Raw genomic sequence first — 15868 nt, 5'->3', positions numbered from 1 at the left:
GACCAACCGCCTACGCGCGGATACGTTGCACGTATCCCGATATGACGACACCCCCAAACTCTTGGGAGGACTCTCGCATGTGCGGAATCGCCGGATGGGTGGACTTCAGCCGCGACCTGGCCAGTGAAAACGGCACCGCCCAGGCCATGACCGAGACCATGAGCTGCCGCGGCCCGGACGATCGGGGCCTGTGGCTGTCACCGCACGCCATACTCGGCAACCGGCGGCTCGCGGTCATCGACGTCGAGGGCGGCCACATGCCCATGACGGCCGAGGGCCCGGTCGTCATCACCTACAGCGGGGAGATCTACAACTTCGTCGAGCTGCGGGCCGAACTGGCGGCCAAGGGGCACCACTTCCGCACCAGGAGCGACACCGAGGTGGTGCTCCACGGCTACCTCGAATGGGGTGCGGGCGTCGCCGACCGGCTCAACGGCATGTACGCCTTCGCCATCTGGGACGACCACGCCCAGGAGCTCCTGCTGGTGCGCGACCGCCTGGGCGTCAAGCCGCTCTACTACTACCCGCTGCGCGACGGCGTGCTGTTCGGCTCCGAGCCGAAGGCGATCCTCGCCAACCCACTGGTCGAGCCAGCGGTCGACACCGACGGCCTGCGCGAGCTGCTCACCCTGGGCAGGAGCCCGGAGCGGGCCGTCTTCAAGGGCATGCGCGAGCTGCGCCCCGGCCACCTGCTGCGGGTACGCCGGGACGGGCTGGCCATCCGCCGCTACTGGGCGCTGGAGCCGCGCGAGCACACCGACGACCTCGACGTCACCGTCGGCACGATCCGCGCCCTGCTCGAAGACATCGTGGGCCGCCAGCTCGTCTCGGACGTGCCCCTGTGCAGCCTGCTGTCGGGCGGCCTGGATTCCAGCACCATCACCGCGCTGGCCAGGAAGCACGGGCAGATCCGGTCCTTCGCCGTGGACTTCGCCGGATACGCCGAGCAGTTCCAGCCCGACGAGCTGCGCGGTGATCCGGACGCGCCGTTCGTACAGGAGCTCGCTCGCTACGTCGACTCCGACCACACCGACATCATGCTCGACACCGCGGAGCTGACCGACCCGCGCCTGCGCTCGTCGGTGGTGCGCGCCTTCGACATCCCCAACTTCCTCGGTGACATGAACGGCTCCCTGTACATGCTGTTCAGGGCGATCCGCGAGCACTCCACCGTGGCCCTGTCCGGCGAGTCGGCCGATGAGCTGTTCGGTGGCTACGCGTGGTTCCACGCGCCGCAGGCGGTCGAGGCCGACACCTTCCCGTGGCTGGCGATGGTGATGCGCGACCATGACCCGGCCGATCTGCTCGACAGGGCGCTGTTCGACCGGCTCGACCTGGCGTCGTACACCGCCGACACCTACCGGAGCGCTCTGGCCGAGGTGCCGTACCTGCCTGGCCAGAACGCCCTCGAACGGCGGATGCGGGAGGTCTGCTACCTGCACCTGACCCGGTTCCTGCCGGTCCTGCTGGACCGCAAGGACCGGTTGAGCATGGCCGTCGGCCTGGAGGTCCGGGTGCCGTTCTGCGACCACCGGCTGGTCGAGTACGTCTTCAACACGCCGTGGGCCATGAAGACCTTCGACGGCCGGGAGAAGAGCCTGCTCCGCGCCGCCGCCGGCGACCTGGTGCCCGAGTCGATCCTGCGGCGGGTCAAGAGCCCGTACCCGGCGACCCAGGACGTCGCCTACGAGCAGGCACTGCGCGACACGTTGAGCGACCTCGTCCGCGCCGGGAAGGCGCCGATCCTGCCGCTGCTCGACGCGGCGGCCGTCAGGGAGCTCACCGCGGCCCCGGTCGGCAAGACGACCACGACGATGTCGAGGATGAGCCTGGAGCTGGCCCTGGACCTGAACGTCTGGCTCGAGTCCTACGGCGTCCGCCTGGACCTCTAGGCCTGGCCCAGCCTTACGGTGATCGTCTTCGAGCTGCCGCCCCGGTCCGACAGCCGCCCCCACCGGAGGGTGAGCCGCGCGCCCGTCGTGGCGCTCACCAGGAGCGGATGGCCGCGCAGCACCCGGGTCACCGGCCGGTCCCAGATCACGGTCAGCTCGCTCAGGTCGCGCCGGGGATCCGACACCGTCAGCGTGGCCGTGCCGTCGCCGCCCTCCTTGACGAGGACCGCGCACGGAGCGGAGGCGGTCAGACCGCCGGCCACGCCGGCGTTCCAGAAGTTGACGGCGGTCAGGCCGAGCGACGGCACCTGGACACCCTGCTGGCGCGCGGTGTTGGCCAGGACGCGTAACCAGGTCGGATCGGTGGCACGGGCGCGGGTCCGTGCCGGGGTCGCCCCCGGAAGGAGCACGTAGAAGTAGCCGGCCGCGTCCGGGTCGGTCCCGTGGTCGAGCCAGAGGGTCACATAGCTCCGGGTCACCGAGTCGGTGGCGCGGTTCTCGCGCAGCGTGCGCAGGAGGCCGTGAAAGATGTAGCCGCCGTGCCCCGCCAGGTGCGCCCAGCCCGCCTTCTGGTCGAGGGTGAGGAGCGCGCCGGTCCGGCGATTGTCCACGATGGTCTCGACCGGCACACCGTCCCGCCCGGTGATCCCGGCGCCCATGCAGACCACGGCATCGTCGAGGAAGAACCACGACTTGAACGCCTCCATCGTGCTCTGGAGGCCGTTCAGGTGCTGGCCGACCGTCGCGTACCTGCCGTCGGTGGCGCCGCCCACCCAGCGGCCCGGCGGGCAGGTGTCACCCCACGCCGCGCCGGCGCCGTCGGCCAGCCGCTTGGTGGAGACGGTCGTGCCCGGCAGCCGGTAGGGGTCGACGGTGGCCCAGAAGGAGTCGGAGTACTGGTCGCCGTGACCCTTGGCCCACCAGTAGAGCATTCCCGAGCCGGTGTGCCAGCCGCGTAAGTTCTCGCCGTTGCCGTGCTCGTAGTGGCCGATCCGGTAGGAGGCCATGCTGAGCGCCGCGCACCAGCCCGGCCCCCGGTGGACGGCGCGGGCGCTCATCGGCAGCAGCCTGTGCCCCTCCGGTTCCGGCGCGGCGGGGATCGTCTCGTCCTCCAGGATCGCGGCCAGGCGGGCGTGGAACCCCAGGTCGGCCTCTTCGAGCATCGGCTGGACCGTGTCACGTACCGCCCAGCCCTTGACGATGCCCTGCCAGCGGGTACGCGCCGCGACGGGCGCCGCGTCCCCCAGCAGCAGGATCGCCGAGGCGATCAGCCGCCCCCTCCTGTGGTCACCGTACGCATCCCGGCTGATCCCCCGCCCGCTGACCAGGTCCATGCAGAAGCCGTCGTGGACGAACGGCGCGAACGACCGGTCGACCATGTCGAAGAGGTTCGGGGCGGCGATCTCCCACGGAGTGCCGCGCAGCACCGCGAACAGCGTCGCGAGGCCGGACAGCATCACCATTCCGTATCCGCCCTGGTAGGGGATGGAGGTGTGCTGGATGAACGAGCCGTCCCGGTAGAAGCCGTCGCCCTCGGTCACGTACGGGAAGACCGGGTCCAGCGCCGAGACGGCCCGCGCGGCCTTGTCCGCGTCGGACCTGAGGATGGCCCGCAGCAGCGTCACCGTGCACAGGTCCACCCGGTTGGCTCCGGTGCTGTTGCCGCTGTAGTCGTCCAGGCGCCATTCGGGTACGAAGTGGTCCACGGCCTCGCTCAGCGCCCGGCTCTGCTGGTCCGTCAGGTGCGGGCCGATCAGCAGGGCCACGTCGAGGAGCCGCTTCGGGGTGCCGATCTGCCAGGGCCACCAGTTGCCGACCGGGCGGGCGCCCGCCGCGTACACCTGCCGCCGGTAGTGGTCGAGGCCGGTGGCGACGGCCGCGGCCAGGCTCGCGTCGCCGGTCAGGCCGGTCCCGGGTAAGGCGTACGCGCGGGCCATGGCCTGCAGCCGCACCGGGGTCTGGACGAAGGACGGGAACGCCAGGCCGGGCCAGAGCGACGTGCCGGTCGGCGCCATGGTGTCCCGGTAGCCGGCCGCGGTGCTGCCCAGCTGTACGAGCCTGGTCCGGTACGGCTCCGCGGTCGCGTCGAACCCCGCGCCCGCCGTCACGTCGCGCCACCGGCGGCGTAGGAGGGCGAAGTCCGCCGGGTGGGCCGATCCCCGCGCGGCGGGGACCAGCCCACCGGCCACGGCGGCACCGCCGAGCCGGAGGAACAACCGCCTGGAGTACTCGTTCACGCAGGGATCAGTGGCCGGAGACGATCTGGATGAGCTGGGTGGCGGCGGAGAAGTCGGCGGTCAGCCGGTTCTTGGTCACCGCGAACGCGAGGCCGCCGGCCGTGTCCCCGTACGCGAAGCTCCCGCCCGCACCGCCCATCCCGAACGCGCTCATGACCGGCTCTTCGACCCCCGGCAGGCCGATGGAGAACCCCAGCCCCCACGAGGAAGGATTGCCGAAGACCTGGTCGACGCCCTCGGCGGTGACAGCCGTGACCTCGCGCAGCCGCTCCGGAGAGATCAGCCGCACACCGGGGACATCGCCCATGAGCGCGGCGTACACGCGCGCGATGGCGCGGGCCGAGGTCTTGCCACCCGCCGGGATGTCGGCCGCCAGAATGTCCGCCCGGTTGCCCAGAGCGGCCGACGGGAACGTGGCCGACGGGCCCGCCCTGAACATCGGCGAGTCCGCCGGCATGCCCGCCATCATGTCCGCGGCGCCCTCCTGGTCCTCCAGCCGGGCCAGGCGGCCGTGTTCGGCTGCCGGCATGCCGAAGTAGAGCTCGTCGGCCACGCCCAGCGGCCCGGTGACCTCCTCCCGCAGCACCTGCGAGATGGGCTTGCCGGTCGCCCGGCGAACAATCTCACCGACCAGGTAGCCGAAGGTGTAGCCGTGATAACCGACCGCGGTGCCCGGCTCCCACCACGGCTCGGCGTCGGCGAGCACCGCGCACATCTTGTCCCAGTCGCACAGGTCCGCCACCGTGGTGTCCGCGGGCAGGCCCGGCACACCGGCCGCGTGGGTCAGCACGTGCCGGACGGTCACCGCGCCCTTCCCGTGCGCGGCGAACTCCGGCCACAGCTCGGCCACGCGCGTGTCGTACGAGAAGGCGCCGCGCTCGGCGAGCACGTGTGCCACCGTCGCGGTCGCCGCCTTCCCGATCGAGTAGTTGTAGAACACGGTGCCCGGCGTCACCTGCCGCCCGGTCGCCGGATCGGCCACTCCGGCGACCGCGTCCACCAGCTGCTCGCCGTGCAGGTAGCCGGCCACCTGCACGCCACGCTCCGCCCCTGACTCGACCATCCGGTCGATGGCCCGCTGGACCTGCTGCTGGATGTCGCTCATCACCGCGCCCCTCCCCCTGCCGCTACCGCTGTCGCGGGTGTAGACAGGCTAACGGCCGGAAACTCATCGGGAGCTGGGTGACAGCGGGTTGTCAGGCGGCCGGAGAGCGGCGCGTCAAGCGGCCGTGGATCGGCTCGTCAGGCGGCTGTGGAGCGGCGTCTGAAGCTCGCCAGACCCAACCCGCCGCCCAGGAGCCCGACGATGATGCCCGCGACGCCCATGACCCTGGCCGTGCCGTCGGACGCCGGCGACGAGGCGGACTGCTTCATCACGGCGACCGTCTGCTGCGCGGCGGGCGGAGCCGCCTTGGTCATGGCCATCCCGGCGTGCTCCCCGCCGGATGCCGCCGCCACCAGCTTCAGCGTGGGCAGCGGGTGCTCCGCCTCCGTGCCGTCGCTCTTGGGCGCGTCCGCCCACTTGACGACCTCGCCGCCGGTGTATGTCTGCTCGGTCGGGAAGGCGATCTCGTCCACGTCCTTGGGCAGGGGCCCGACCGACACCTCGAACTCCTGGAACTGTCCCGGCTCGATCTTGCCGCCGGTCCACGTGATCTTCAGGACGGATTCGGTGACCTTGTCCCCGTCGTCGGAGACCACGGGCTGGGGCAGCTTGCCCTCGGTCATCTCGGCCTTCCAGCCGGGCACGGGCTTGACCGAGACGAAGGGCAGGGGGTGGTCGGTGGGGAAGGTGACGACGAGCTTGGTGGTCGAGGCGTCGTCACGCTCGTTGGGCACCCGGAAGGCGAGCTTGGTCCAGCCGCCCTTCTCCGCGGTGCCGGGGTTGATCGAGACATGGGCGAGGGCGGGGATCGCGAGGCCCACGGTGAGGGCCAGGGCTGCCGCGGCTACGGTGCCGATTCGGCGGTAAAGCATGGGAGTCTCCACTTCGTTTTCGGAAATGCCGGACACGACGCGCTCGACTGCTCGCGTCGTCGGGGGGTCAGGCAGAACGAAGTGGTGGGCCGCGCCGTACGACCGCGTACCGCAACATGCGCTCGCGCGGCCGGTCGGGAACGAGATCCGCGGCCACGGGGGCGGCGGGCGGCCAGAGAGGGCCGGAGACAGGCGTGAGGATCCGTACGGCGCGCGAGGCGAGACGGCGCAGCAACGACCAGAGGGCGGCCTCACCGCCGGCCAGCCACCACGCGGTCAGCAGCGTGGCGACGGCGTGACACAGGAACATGCCGGGCCAGGTGCTCTGGCCGTGGACACCGGTCAGGTGCGGGGACTCGCCCGTCGAGGCGAACAGCACATGCAGGCCCACCTGCGCCGTGCCGAGCAGCCCGACGATCAGCGGCTGGGATCGCTCCCTGCCGGCCATCGCGGTGGCCGCGACCAGCACGACGGCGCCCGCGCCCGCGACCATGCCCGGCCCAGGGGCGTTGCCGCCCGCCAGCCAGTGCCCGATGGCGGACAGGGCCACGCAGACGACCGTGAACGAGGCCGACCGCGCAAGACGCATCGGCAGCCTGGCGCGCGTCACGCCCACCTGCCGCCGCGAGTCCTGTGTACGGGTCACGATCAGGCCTGGTGCTCCTTGATCTCCGCGATCTGGGCGGTCTGCTCGGAGACGAGCCGGGTCGCCATCTCGATCGTGGGAGCGTGCTTCCCGCCGCTCTGGGCGGACGTGGCCATCATGACGCCGTGGTCGAGGTGCTGCGAGATCAGGGACAGCCAGAGCTTGTCGAAGTCCTTACCGGACTTCGGGGTCAGCTGGGCGACCTGGTCGGCGACGCCCTTGGTCTCCTCGGCGGGCACGGCCACCTGCCAGGACTTCAGCCACGACGACATCTTCTCGATGTCGGCCTTCTCGTTGGTCTCCAGCTTCTGGCTCAGTTCGCGTACGTACGGCGTGTCAGTGCGCTTCGCGACCAGCTCGGCCAGTTGGATGGTCTGCCGGTGATGAGTGATCATCTCCTGGCTGAAGGTGACGTCCTGCTGGTCGTAGGCGGCCACGGCGGCGGGCGCTCCCGCCGCCGAAGCGGCACACCCACCGGTCAGTGTCGCGCAGAGCAGGGCGCCGACGATCGTGGTCCAACGCATGCTTCCCCTTGGGGGGTGTGGGGATGGGTCACGTGGAGATACGCGGTGCGCCGGATAACAGTTCAACAACGGGCCGGTCGGCGCGTCACTCACGAGATGGCCTCGAGTGACGCGCTCGCCGGCGCTGCCGTACCAGGTATTCGCGGCCGACCTCCGGATGGATGGCGGTCGAGGGTCAGGTGGCGGGCAGGTTCACCAGGAACAGCGGCCGGGTGGTCGGCTGCGCGGAGCCGCCGGCCGGTTCGACGGTGACGCCGAGCTTGGCCACCCCGGGTCCCGGCGCGGCGATCACCGGCTGCGTGCGGCCTGCGGCGTCGGCGTTGAGCAGCCCGGCCGACCCGATCCGCCCAGGGGCCAGCTGCCAGAGCTGATAGACCTGGCCTTCCGGCAGATCGGCCAGCCCGGCGGCCAGGAACACCATCTTGCCCCGCGAGCGCGACACGACCACCGTGCCGCGACCGCCCTGCTTGGCCGCGGCCGTGGCGATGCGGGAGTCCGGCGCGGTCAGCACCGCGGCGACCTCCTGGTTCATCCGCCGTACCTGGTCCAGCTCATCACGGGCCTGCAAGGCGCCGACGCCGAACACGACGGCCGCCGCCAGACAGGCCGCGACGCCCACGGCCGCCACCAGCGGCCGCCACCGAGGCCGCCGGGACCGCTGGGATCGCCCCTCGGGGCGCCGCCCGGCCCGATGCTCGGAGCGCCGCGGTGTCCCCCAGCTGGCTTCCTGCTGGGCGGGTACGGCGACGGTCGGCGGGACCTGCCGGACCTGGTCGATCTGGGCGAATACCCGCTCCTTGAGGCCGGGCGGCGGCTCGACGGCCACGGCGGAGCCCAGCCGGGCCGCCGTCTCGGCGAACGCGGCGACCTCCAGCGCGCACTCGGCGCACCCGGTCAGATGGTCCTCGAAGTGGCGCCGCTCCAGCTCGTCGTCGACGGCGTCCAGCGCGTACGCGCCGACCAGCGTGTGCGGATCGGGCCCGCCGGCCATGCCTCTCATCGCTCCACCCCCAGGCAGTCGCGCAGCCGGATCAGCCCGTCGCGCATCCTGGTCTTCACCGTCGCGAGCGGGACTTTGACCAGCTCAGCGACTTCACGATAGGAATATCCGCCGTAATAGGCGATGGTGACCGACTCTCGCTGCAACGCGGTCAGGCCTTGCAGGCAGCGGCGCAGGCGCTCGCGTTCGAGCCGGGTTTCGACGGATTCGGCGACCTCGTCGAAGGGCCGGTGCACGTCCATCCGGGCCGCCCGCTCCTCGCGATCCATACTCGCCTGAGCCGAACGGACCCGGTCGATCGCCCGGCGATGCGCGATCGTCAGCACCCATGCCATCCCCGAGCCCCGGCCCGACTGGAAGCGCGCGGCGTTGCGCCAAACCTCCACCAGGACCTCCTGAGCCACCTCCTCGCTCTGGGCCCGATCCCGGAGCACCCGCAGCACGAGCCCGAACACGCGTGGCGCCACGACCTCGTACAGCCGCTCGAACGCCGCCCTGTCCCCCCGCGCGACGTCCTCCAGCAACTCCTCGACCCCTGGGACCCGCTCACCTCCCCAGCCCGGCCCGCGTCCTGCTTCGCCGCGGCTGGACGGCCCGTACCGGGCTTCGAAACCCCCCGGCGCACGTCCCGGTTCGATGCGGCCCGACGTGGGTCCCGGTTCGATGCGGCCCGACGTGGGTCCCGGTTCGATGCGGCCCGGTTCGCGTCCCGCTTCCATGCACCCTCCCGCCGTGGTCGGCGCGGCGCCGGCCACAGGTGGTTCGGATCAGAGAGGGCGATGGATGTCCTGGAGCCCCTACGGCTTTCGCGCGACCCCGCACACCGCGCTCACCAGCTTGGACGGCTCGTCCCACGCGTCACTGGGCCGCCGCCACTGGGGAGTGGGTACGACGCCGGGCTCGACAAGCTCAAGCCCCTCGAAGAACGTCCCCATCTGGGCGGGACTGCGCAGGTGATAGGAGTTGGCGGCCGCCTTGTTGTAGGCGCTGACGGCCTCCATCAGGGCCGGGTTGGTGTTGGTGCCGTCGCTGAGCACGAGGTAGCTGCCCGGCGATAACGCGGCCATCAGCCGGTCGACGATCCCCCACGGGTCGTCCTCGTCGGGCACCTGCCCGGCGATGCTCAACATCACCAGGGCGATCGGCTGGCTGAAGTCGAGCGTCTTGGCCGCGCCTTGGAGGATGACGTCGGGGTTGCGTACGTCGGCGTCGATGTACGCGGTGACGCCCGGCTCGGTGCTGGTCAGCAGGGCACGGGCGTGGACGAGCACGATGGGATCGTTGTCGACGTAGACGACCCGGGTCTCGGGGGCGGTGCGCTGGGCGACCTCGTGGATGTTGTTGGCCGTCGGCAAGCCAGTCCCAATGTCCAGAAATTGCCTGACTCCGGCCTCTTCCACCAGGTACGTGACCGCGCGGATGAGGAACTCCCGCTGCAGTCGCGCAACTTCGGCGAAGTCAGGAAATGTCCGAAGCAGCAGCTCACCGGCCTCGCGGTCGGGCGCGAAGTGGTCTTTGCCGCCCAGCAGATAGTTCCACACGCGGGCTGAATGGGGGATGGTCGTGTCAATGCGTTCCCATGCGGACTGGCCGGTGGGGCTGTCATCGCTCATGACACTCCATTCCTCAGGTTGACCGCGGCCCCCGGCCACGCTCGTCCAAGAGCCACTTTAGTGGTCTCTTCGGGCATAACGCGTACGAGATTTCGGCCAGCAACCGCCGCCCACTACGCGCACACAGGACTCCGACCGCCACACGCCGCACTCCACACGCCGCACTCCGGACGCGCGTTCGATCTACACGCGCCAACCACACGAGCCCAATCCGCCCACCCGGCACCCCGCACCCCACGCCCGGCACCAGCACCGGCACCGGCACCGGCACCGGCACCGGCACCGGCACCGGCCAAGCGATCACATGCCCGTGGGCAGGCGCAACGCGAGGCGGCGCGCCCCCGGCCACACGTGCTCACCACACAAGGTCCACATCCCTCGGTCCCGGCGGGTCTGGAGGGGGTGGTCGCGGTCGCCACGGCTTAGTCCCGGCGGGCCTGGAGGTGGGCGGTCGCGGTCGCCACGGCCACAATCTTGCCGTCGGGCGCGATGAGCTCGCCGGCCAGGAAGCACACCTCCCTGCCGCGCCGCACCACCCGCCCCCGGCCGGTGAGCCGCCCCGGCCGCGCCGGGCGGAGGTATTGGACGTGCAGGTCGAGGGTGACCGCGAACTGGTCTTCCGGCAGCGTCGCGACCAGCGCCGGCCCCAGTGTGTCGTCGAGCATCGCGGCGAGGAAACCGCCCTGGATCACGCCGACGGGATTGACGAACCGCTCGCTCGCATCGAACGCCACCTCGATGGTGCCCCGCTCGGGATCCACCTCGATCAGCCGCCAGCCCAGGGTCTCGGCCGCGGCCGGCGGCGGGACCCGCCCGGCCAGCACGTCCCAGAACGGCCCGCGCCTCCGCGGTTCGGTGTCCATGAACACAGTGAACAGACCCGCACCGACAATTCCGCCACTGTTCTGCCACAGTTTCCGCGGTCGGCAGCCCGAACAAGCCATCCGACAGCTCGAACGAGCCGTCCGGCAACTCGAAGGCAGCGCACATCACGCCATCGGCAGCCACCGGCACGTCACCGGTCGCAATGCTGCCCTCGGTCACTGTGCTGATAGCCGCGGTCGGCACCAGCACGTCGCCGGTCACGGTGCTGCCGTCGGCGAAGCGGGCGCAGCGCAAGCCCGATGCCCGCAACCGATGCCCCACAAGCACCGATGCCCACAACCCGGGAAAACCGCCCATTTCCCAGCCGATCAGGAGAGTTGGGGAAGTTTGCCGGGCAAAGGCGCGGAGGGGGTTAGCGCTTTGGGCGGATTTTGTCGAGGTTTTGGGTGATTAGCGGCTCCCGAGTGGCGAGCGCGCGTGCCACATCCCGTAGCTGCTTGGCCCGATGCACCTGGGCCCGCCAGTCCGTGCCGGAGGCCCGATGGGCCATCTCCACCTCGACCTCCTCCACCCGATAGCCCTTGCGCAGCAGGTCGATCGTCAGCGCCGTCTCCACGCCGAACCCGTGCGCCAGCGGCCGGGCGGCCTCGAAGGCGTCTCTGGTGATGCAGCGCTGGCCGTTGAGCGGCTGAGCAGGCTCGAAGCCGGTGGCCCTGCGGATGCCGTCCCTGGACAGGCGGACGACCAGGCCGTGGCCGCCCAGCTTGACGCGGGTGACGAAGACCGCGATGGTCATGTCGGCCGTGCCGGCGCGCACCGGCTCGATCAGCGGGGAGGCGGCCCGGGCGGTGTCGCCCAGGTCGGCGTCCAGGAAGAGTAAGTGGTGCGGCGTCTCACCGTCGAGCAGGCGCACGGCTTCGGCGCCCGACTCCATTGCCGCCGCCTTGCCGCGGTTGCGGCTGTGACGGACCACCCTGGCCCCCGCCGCCCGCGCCACCCGGCCGGTCTGGTCGGTCGAGCCGTCGTCGACGACCACGACCAGATCGACGCCGGGCAGCGCGAGGGCCGCGGTGACCGTGGCACCGATGCGGTCGGCCTCGTCCTTGGCCGGGACGATGACTGCCACATCCGCGACCGTCGTATCCTTCATGACCCCTCGGAGATGAGGAACTCCTGCGGCACCTCGTCATGCACGGTGAAGACCGAATCGAGACCGGTGACCTGCAGAATCTTGCGTACGGCCGGCCGTGGGGCGGCGACGTCGAGCGCCCCGCCCTGCTCCTTGACGCGTTTCAGCGCGGACAGCAAGACGTTCATCCCCGTGGAGTCGCAGAAATCCACGCCGGACATGTCGATGACCACGCGGCTGGGCCCGTCCTGCAGCAGCCGAGCGAACTCCGCCTGCAGGTGGGGTGCCGTATAGAGGTCGATTTCACCGGTGATGGCGACTAGCGCATGGCCGGCATGTGATCGAGTCGAGACCTTGAGCTCCACATGGGCAGGCTAGCGGCGCGGAGGCTTCCGGTCACGTTGTCACGCCGATAGGGCAACCTCAGGATTTTGTCCTCCGTTTGGACTCCATGAAAACAGAGAGTACGCGAAGCTTGACTGTGTGACACCGGCATGGCCGGAGAGGGGGGCGGCCCGGCACCTCGCTTCTGGTCACTACTTCACTTGAGAAGGAGGGGCCGGGCGAGACCCACGGGCCCGAGCATTCATGAGAACAGAGAAACCCGAAGACCCGCACCGACGACGGCTCCGCGAACGACTGGAAGCCATCCTCATCCGCACAGAGAAGGCCACCTCGTGGCATGACAGAGTGGGGCGCCTGCGCAGCCTGATCAACCACGAAGGCTTCGTCCCCGTACACACGAAACTCGCCGGCGAGGACCTCGACTTCCTCGCCGACGCCCGCGACGACCTGCTCAGATTCTCCGAGCTCGGGCTGCGGCTGTTCGACCTCCACCAGCCGCGCGACGCGGGCGGCATCACGAGCGACGCCGAGCACCCCATCCTGCGGTGCCGGAGTTGCATGTGGCGCTGGCCGTGCCCGACGTTCCGCGCGATGTCGGAGTCGTTCGGCGCCGGTCACGACAGCGCCCTCCCGGAGTCCGGTTGAAGTCCCCGACCTGACGGGCGCGCTATCCCGAGACCAGCGGCAGCCGGATCTCGAAGCGGCAGCCCGGCCCGTCGTTGACCACGCCGATCACCCCGTCGTGCGCCTCCACGATGCCCTGCGCGATCGCCAGGCCGAGCCCGGCCCCGCCGTCTTTGGTCGGGGTCCGGGCCGCCTCGCCTCTGAAGGCCACCTCGAACACCCGGTGCAGGTCCTCGTCGGGGATCCCCCCACAGCAGTCGCTGACCGACAGGCACGCCATGCCCGAGTCGACGGCCGCCCGCAACACGACCGTGCGGTCCGACGGCGTGTGCCTGATCGCGTTCACGACGAGATTGCCCAGCGCCCGGCTCAGCGCGTTCGGGTCCGCCCGCACGGGGACCGCCTCGGCGGCCTCGGCGGTCAGTCGCACCCCCTTGGCGCGGGCCAGCGGCTCGGCCCCGGCGAGCGTGTCGGCGACCAGGTCGGCGAGCCCGATCCGGGCAGGGGTGAGCCGCAGCGCCCCGGCGTGGATCCGTGACAGCTCGAACAGGTCGTCGACCATCGCCGACAGCCGCTCCACCTCCAGCTTGATCTGGCCGTGATAGCGCGCGACGGTCCCGCGGTCGGACACCACGCCGTCTTCGAGCGCCTCGGCCATCGCCCGCAGCCCGGCGAGCGGGGTACGCAGGTCGTGACTCACCCAGGCGACGAGCTCGCGCCGCGCCCCTTCCAGGGCGCGCTCCCGCTCGTACGCCTCCTCCAGCGTGTTCGCGATCGTCTGCAGTTCCGACGGCAGCCCCTTGGGCGCGGTGAACGGCAGATCGCGTACGGCCGCCACCAGCCGCCTGCTCTCGCCCACGACCCGTCTGGCCAGCACGAACGCCACCCCCAGCCCGACCAGCCCGCCGACGGCCACCACGCTGAGCACGATGTCCCTGACCGCGCCCTCGATGATCATCTTGAGCGTGATCGCCACCACGCCGGCCAGCGTCGCCACGATCGCGACCACCATGACGACGGCCAGCATGACCCCGATCGAGCGGGTACGCAGCCACCACATGACGGACACGCCCAGGATCCCCACCAGCAGCCCCAGCCCGGCCGTGACCGCCACGATCATCCCCAGATCGCTCATCACCGCGGGATGGGGAGTCATGGCGCACCGTCGCCGGCGGGTTCGAGCGGTTCGTACCGGTACCCCACGCCCCAGACCGTGACGATCCGCCGAGGCGCCGTCGGATCCGGCTCGATCTTCTCCCGTAGCCGCCGGACGTGCACGGTCACCGTGGAGGAGTCTCCGAACGACCATCCCCACACCTGGTTGAGCAGTGCCGACCGGCTGAACGCCTGCCGAGGGTTGCGCACGAGGTAGGCCAGCAGGTCGAACTCGCGGGCGGTGAGCAGCACCTCGGCCCCGCCCAGCCGTACCTCGTGGGCCCCGACGTCGACCACCAGGTCGCCGTCACGCAGCACGCCCGTGCCACCCGTGACCGAGGCCCCCCGGGCGCGGCGCAGCACCGACTGGACGCGCAGCGCCAGCTCACGCGGGCTGAAGGGCTTGGTCACATAGTCGTCGGCGCCGGTTTCGAGCCCGACCACCCGGTCGATCTCCTCGCCGAGCGCGGTCAGCATGATCACCGGGACCGGCCAGCGCTCCCTGAGCTTCCTGCACACCTGCAGCCCGTCGATCTTCGGCAGCATCAGGTCGAGCACCATCAGATCCGGCGGGCTGGCCAGCGCCCGCCGCAGCGCCTCGGCACCGTCGCCCACGCACTCGACCTCGTGCCCGTCGCGCTCCAGATATCGCGCCACTACTTCGGCCACGGTCGGGTCGTCGTCGACCACCAGGATGCGCGTGCTCACCCTTTCACCGTACGGCGGGAGCATGCCGAATCGACACTTACGTCATTGCTTCGTAAGCCTCGCGGATCATGCTCGCAGGACGTACGGTGGGCGCATGAGTCGCGTCGTCATGCTCGTGCTGGGGGCCCTCCTGGCCCTCTTCGTGCTGTTCAATTTCGTGATCCCCATGATCATGGGCCTGCTCAAGGTCGCCCTCATCATCGGCGTGGTCGCCCTTCTGGTGTTCATCGCCGTCACCTTGGTCGGGAAGTCGTCCTCGTCACGGTGACGCTTTTCCTGTTCGACCCCTGGCTCATCGGCGTGACCATGGTGGCGATCCTGCTGCTCGCCACCTGGGCCGCCCGGCTGCTGCCCGCCATCGGCGGCGACGCGCCCGGCTTCCCGCTGATGTACGCCCGGCGCACGGCCTTCCAGCGCCAGCGCCATCCCGCGGCGGCAGGCCGGCCACGGCCACGAGCTCCGTCATCGCGCCCCGCTTCCGGCTGAGCGGGGCTCTCTTCAGTGAGCCCTGATCCATCTCTCTTTGATTGAAGGGCTCATGTTCGACTCTTTCGTGTCATTTCTGCTGGCCGTGTCCGGCGACAACGCCGCCGTGGCCATCGTGCTGTTCACCGTGGCCGTACGCCTCCTGCTGCTGCCGCTCAGCATCCGCCAGGCCCGCGCCGCACAGGTCCAGAAGCGCCTGGCGCCCAGGCTGGCCGAGCTGCGGAAGCGGTGGTCGCGCAACCCCGAGCGGCTGGCCAAGGAGACCACCAAGCTGTACGCGAAGGAAGGCACCTCGCCTTTCGCCACGATCCTCCCGGGATTGGGGCAGCTTCCGTTCATGTGGGTGATGTATCGGGTCGCCACGCACCCGACCGCCTTCCTGGGCCATGACCTGCTGGGCGCCCCTTTGGGGCAGCATGTGGCGGGAATCGTCACCAATTACGGTCTGGTTAGCGGGCCATTTTTGGTCTTCGCCGTGGTCATCGCGCTGATCGCGGTCGTGGCGTGGATTTCGGCCCGCAAAGTCAGCGCCACACTGCCTGATGAGCAGCCCGCGTACCTACGCAGGTTCATGCCGCTGATGCCGTTCGGCACGGTGCTGGCCGCCGCGGTGCTGCCGCTGGCCGCGGCGCTCTACCTGCTGATCTCCACGGCGTGGACCGTGGCGGAGCGCGCGATCCTGGCCGGCCGGCCGCTGAGCGCGTAGC

The 15868-nt window shown here is 70.6% G+C and carries 18 protein-coding genes; 5 read left to right on the top strand and 13 right to left on the bottom strand.

What is annotated here, in order from left to right; genetic code table 11:
• Positions 1–77 precede the first annotated feature (77 nt).
• Positions 78–1892, top strand: a complete 1815-nt coding sequence (asnB, locus tag ACQP2T_RS00870) for an asparagine synthase (glutamine-hydrolyzing) (protein WP_433514283.1) — start codon at positions 78–80, stop codon at positions 1890–1892.
• Here asnB and ACQP2T_RS00865 read toward each other — a convergent pair.
• The 11 genes from ACQP2T_RS00865 to ACQP2T_RS00815 all read right to left on the bottom strand — a co-directional run bounded on the left by ACQP2T_RS00865 (position 1889) and on the right by ACQP2T_RS00815 (position 12208).
• Positions 1889–4129, bottom strand: coding sequence for a polysaccharide lyase 8 family protein (locus tag ACQP2T_RS00865; protein WP_433514282.1), 2241 nt, complete (start codon positions 4127–4129; stop codon positions 1889–1891). The genes asnB and ACQP2T_RS00865 overlap by 4 nt on opposite strands.
• Before the next feature lie 7 nt (positions 4130–4136).
• Positions 4137–5234: a serine hydrolase domain-containing protein gene (locus ACQP2T_RS00860; RefSeq protein ID WP_433514281.1), complete on the bottom strand. Its 1098-nt coding sequence runs from the start codon at positions 5232–5234 to the stop codon at positions 4137–4139.
• A 137-nt stretch (positions 5235–5371) separates the two neighbouring features.
• Positions 5372–6106 carry a YcnI family copper-binding membrane protein gene (locus ACQP2T_RS00855; protein WP_433514280.1) on the bottom strand — a complete coding sequence of 245 codons (735 nt, stop codon included), beginning with the start codon at positions 6104–6106 and terminating at the stop codon, positions 5372–5374.
• 67 nt (positions 6107–6173) lie between these two features.
• Complete coding sequence (locus ACQP2T_RS00850; RefSeq protein WP_433514279.1) at positions 6174–6752, bottom strand: MFS transporter; 579 nt, start codon at positions 6750–6752, stop codon at positions 6174–6176.
• Between the two features lie 2 nt (positions 6753–6754).
• Positions 6755–7276 (bottom strand): DUF305 domain-containing protein, encoded by a 522-nt coding sequence (locus ACQP2T_RS00845; protein ID WP_433514278.1) that lies wholly within the window; start codon positions 7274–7276, stop codon positions 6755–6757.
• Between the two features lie 175 nt (positions 7277–7451).
• Complete coding sequence (locus tag ACQP2T_RS00840; protein WP_433514277.1) at positions 7452–8276, bottom strand: anti-sigma factor; 825 nt, start codon at positions 8274–8276, stop codon at positions 7452–7454.
• On the bottom strand, positions 8273–8995 hold the full coding sequence (gene sigK / locus ACQP2T_RS00835; RefSeq protein ID WP_433514276.1) for an ECF RNA polymerase sigma factor SigK: 723 nt from the start codon (positions 8993–8995) through the stop codon (positions 8273–8275). The genes ACQP2T_RS00840 and sigK overlap by 4 nt, the downstream gene beginning before the upstream one ends.
• Positions 8996–9073: 78 nt before the next feature.
• A complete protein-coding gene (locus ACQP2T_RS00830) occupies positions 9074–9889 on the bottom strand; it encodes an SAM-dependent methyltransferase (protein ID WP_433514275.1) in 816 nt (271 codons plus the stop codon).
• A 422-nt stretch (positions 9890–10311) separates the two neighbouring features.
• Positions 10312–10752, bottom strand: a complete 441-nt coding sequence (locus tag ACQP2T_RS00825) for a PaaI family thioesterase (RefSeq protein WP_433514274.1) — start codon at positions 10750–10752, stop codon at positions 10312–10314.
• A gap of 374 nt (positions 10753–11126) precedes the next feature.
• Entirely contained in the window at positions 11127–11864 is a 738-nt protein-coding gene (locus ACQP2T_RS00820; protein WP_433514273.1) for a glycosyltransferase family 2 protein, read from the bottom strand.
• On the bottom strand, positions 11861–12208 hold the full coding sequence (locus ACQP2T_RS00815; protein ID WP_214635395.1) for an STAS domain-containing protein: 348 nt from the start codon (positions 12206–12208) through the stop codon (positions 11861–11863). Before ACQP2T_RS00815 ends, ACQP2T_RS00820 begins: the two co-directional genes overlap by 4 nt.
• A 223-nt stretch (positions 12209–12431) precedes the next feature.
• Here ACQP2T_RS00815 and ACQP2T_RS00810 point away from each other — a divergent pair, with 223 nt between their 5' ends.
• Entirely contained in the window at positions 12432–12833 is a 402-nt protein-coding gene (locus tag ACQP2T_RS00810) for a hypothetical protein (RefSeq protein ID WP_357938409.1), read from the top strand.
• Between the two features lie 22 nt (positions 12834–12855).
• Here ACQP2T_RS00810 and ACQP2T_RS00805 read toward each other — a convergent pair whose 3' ends face one another.
• Together ACQP2T_RS00805 and ACQP2T_RS00800 are read right to left on the bottom strand one after the other, a co-directional pair.
• Positions 12856–13968, bottom strand: a complete 1113-nt coding sequence (locus ACQP2T_RS00805) for a sensor histidine kinase (RefSeq protein ID WP_433514272.1) — start codon at positions 13966–13968, stop codon at positions 12856–12858.
• Positions 13965–14675, bottom strand: a complete 711-nt coding sequence (locus tag ACQP2T_RS00800; protein ID WP_433514271.1) for a response regulator transcription factor — start codon at positions 14673–14675, stop codon at positions 13965–13967. The genes ACQP2T_RS00805 and ACQP2T_RS00800 overlap by 4 nt, the downstream gene beginning before the upstream one ends.
• 94 nt (positions 14676–14769) lie before the next feature.
• Here ACQP2T_RS00800 and ACQP2T_RS00795 point away from each other — a divergent pair, with 94 nt between their 5' ends.
• The 3 genes from ACQP2T_RS00795 to ACQP2T_RS00785 are packed head-to-tail and all read left to right on the top strand — an operon-like array spanning position 14770 to position 15867.
• Complete coding sequence (locus ACQP2T_RS00795; RefSeq protein ID WP_358430709.1) at positions 14770–14943, top strand: hypothetical protein; 174 nt, start codon at positions 14770–14772, stop codon at positions 14941–14943.
• Entirely contained in the window at positions 14940–15161 is a 222-nt protein-coding gene (locus tag ACQP2T_RS00790; protein ID WP_357938401.1) for a DUF6412 domain-containing protein, read from the top strand. The genes ACQP2T_RS00795 and ACQP2T_RS00790 overlap by 4 nt, the downstream gene beginning before the upstream one ends.
• A gap of 52 nt (positions 15162–15213) precedes the next feature.
• The gene (locus ACQP2T_RS00785; protein ID WP_433514270.1) at positions 15214–15867 is read left to right on the top strand and encodes a YidC/Oxa1 family membrane protein insertase; all 654 of its coding nucleotides are present in this window, start codon (positions 15214–15216) and stop codon (positions 15865–15867) included.
• The last annotated feature ends 1 nt before the right edge of the window (position 15868 follow it).

It is taken from the genome of Nonomuraea sp. CA-143628 (assembly GCF_050942315.1).
Classification (GTDB): Bacteria; Actinomycetota; Actinomycetes; order Streptosporangiales; family Streptosporangiaceae; genus Nonomuraea.
Note: the sequence above shows the minus strand (reverse complement) of the source record. Positions and strands in the feature narration are given on the sequence as shown.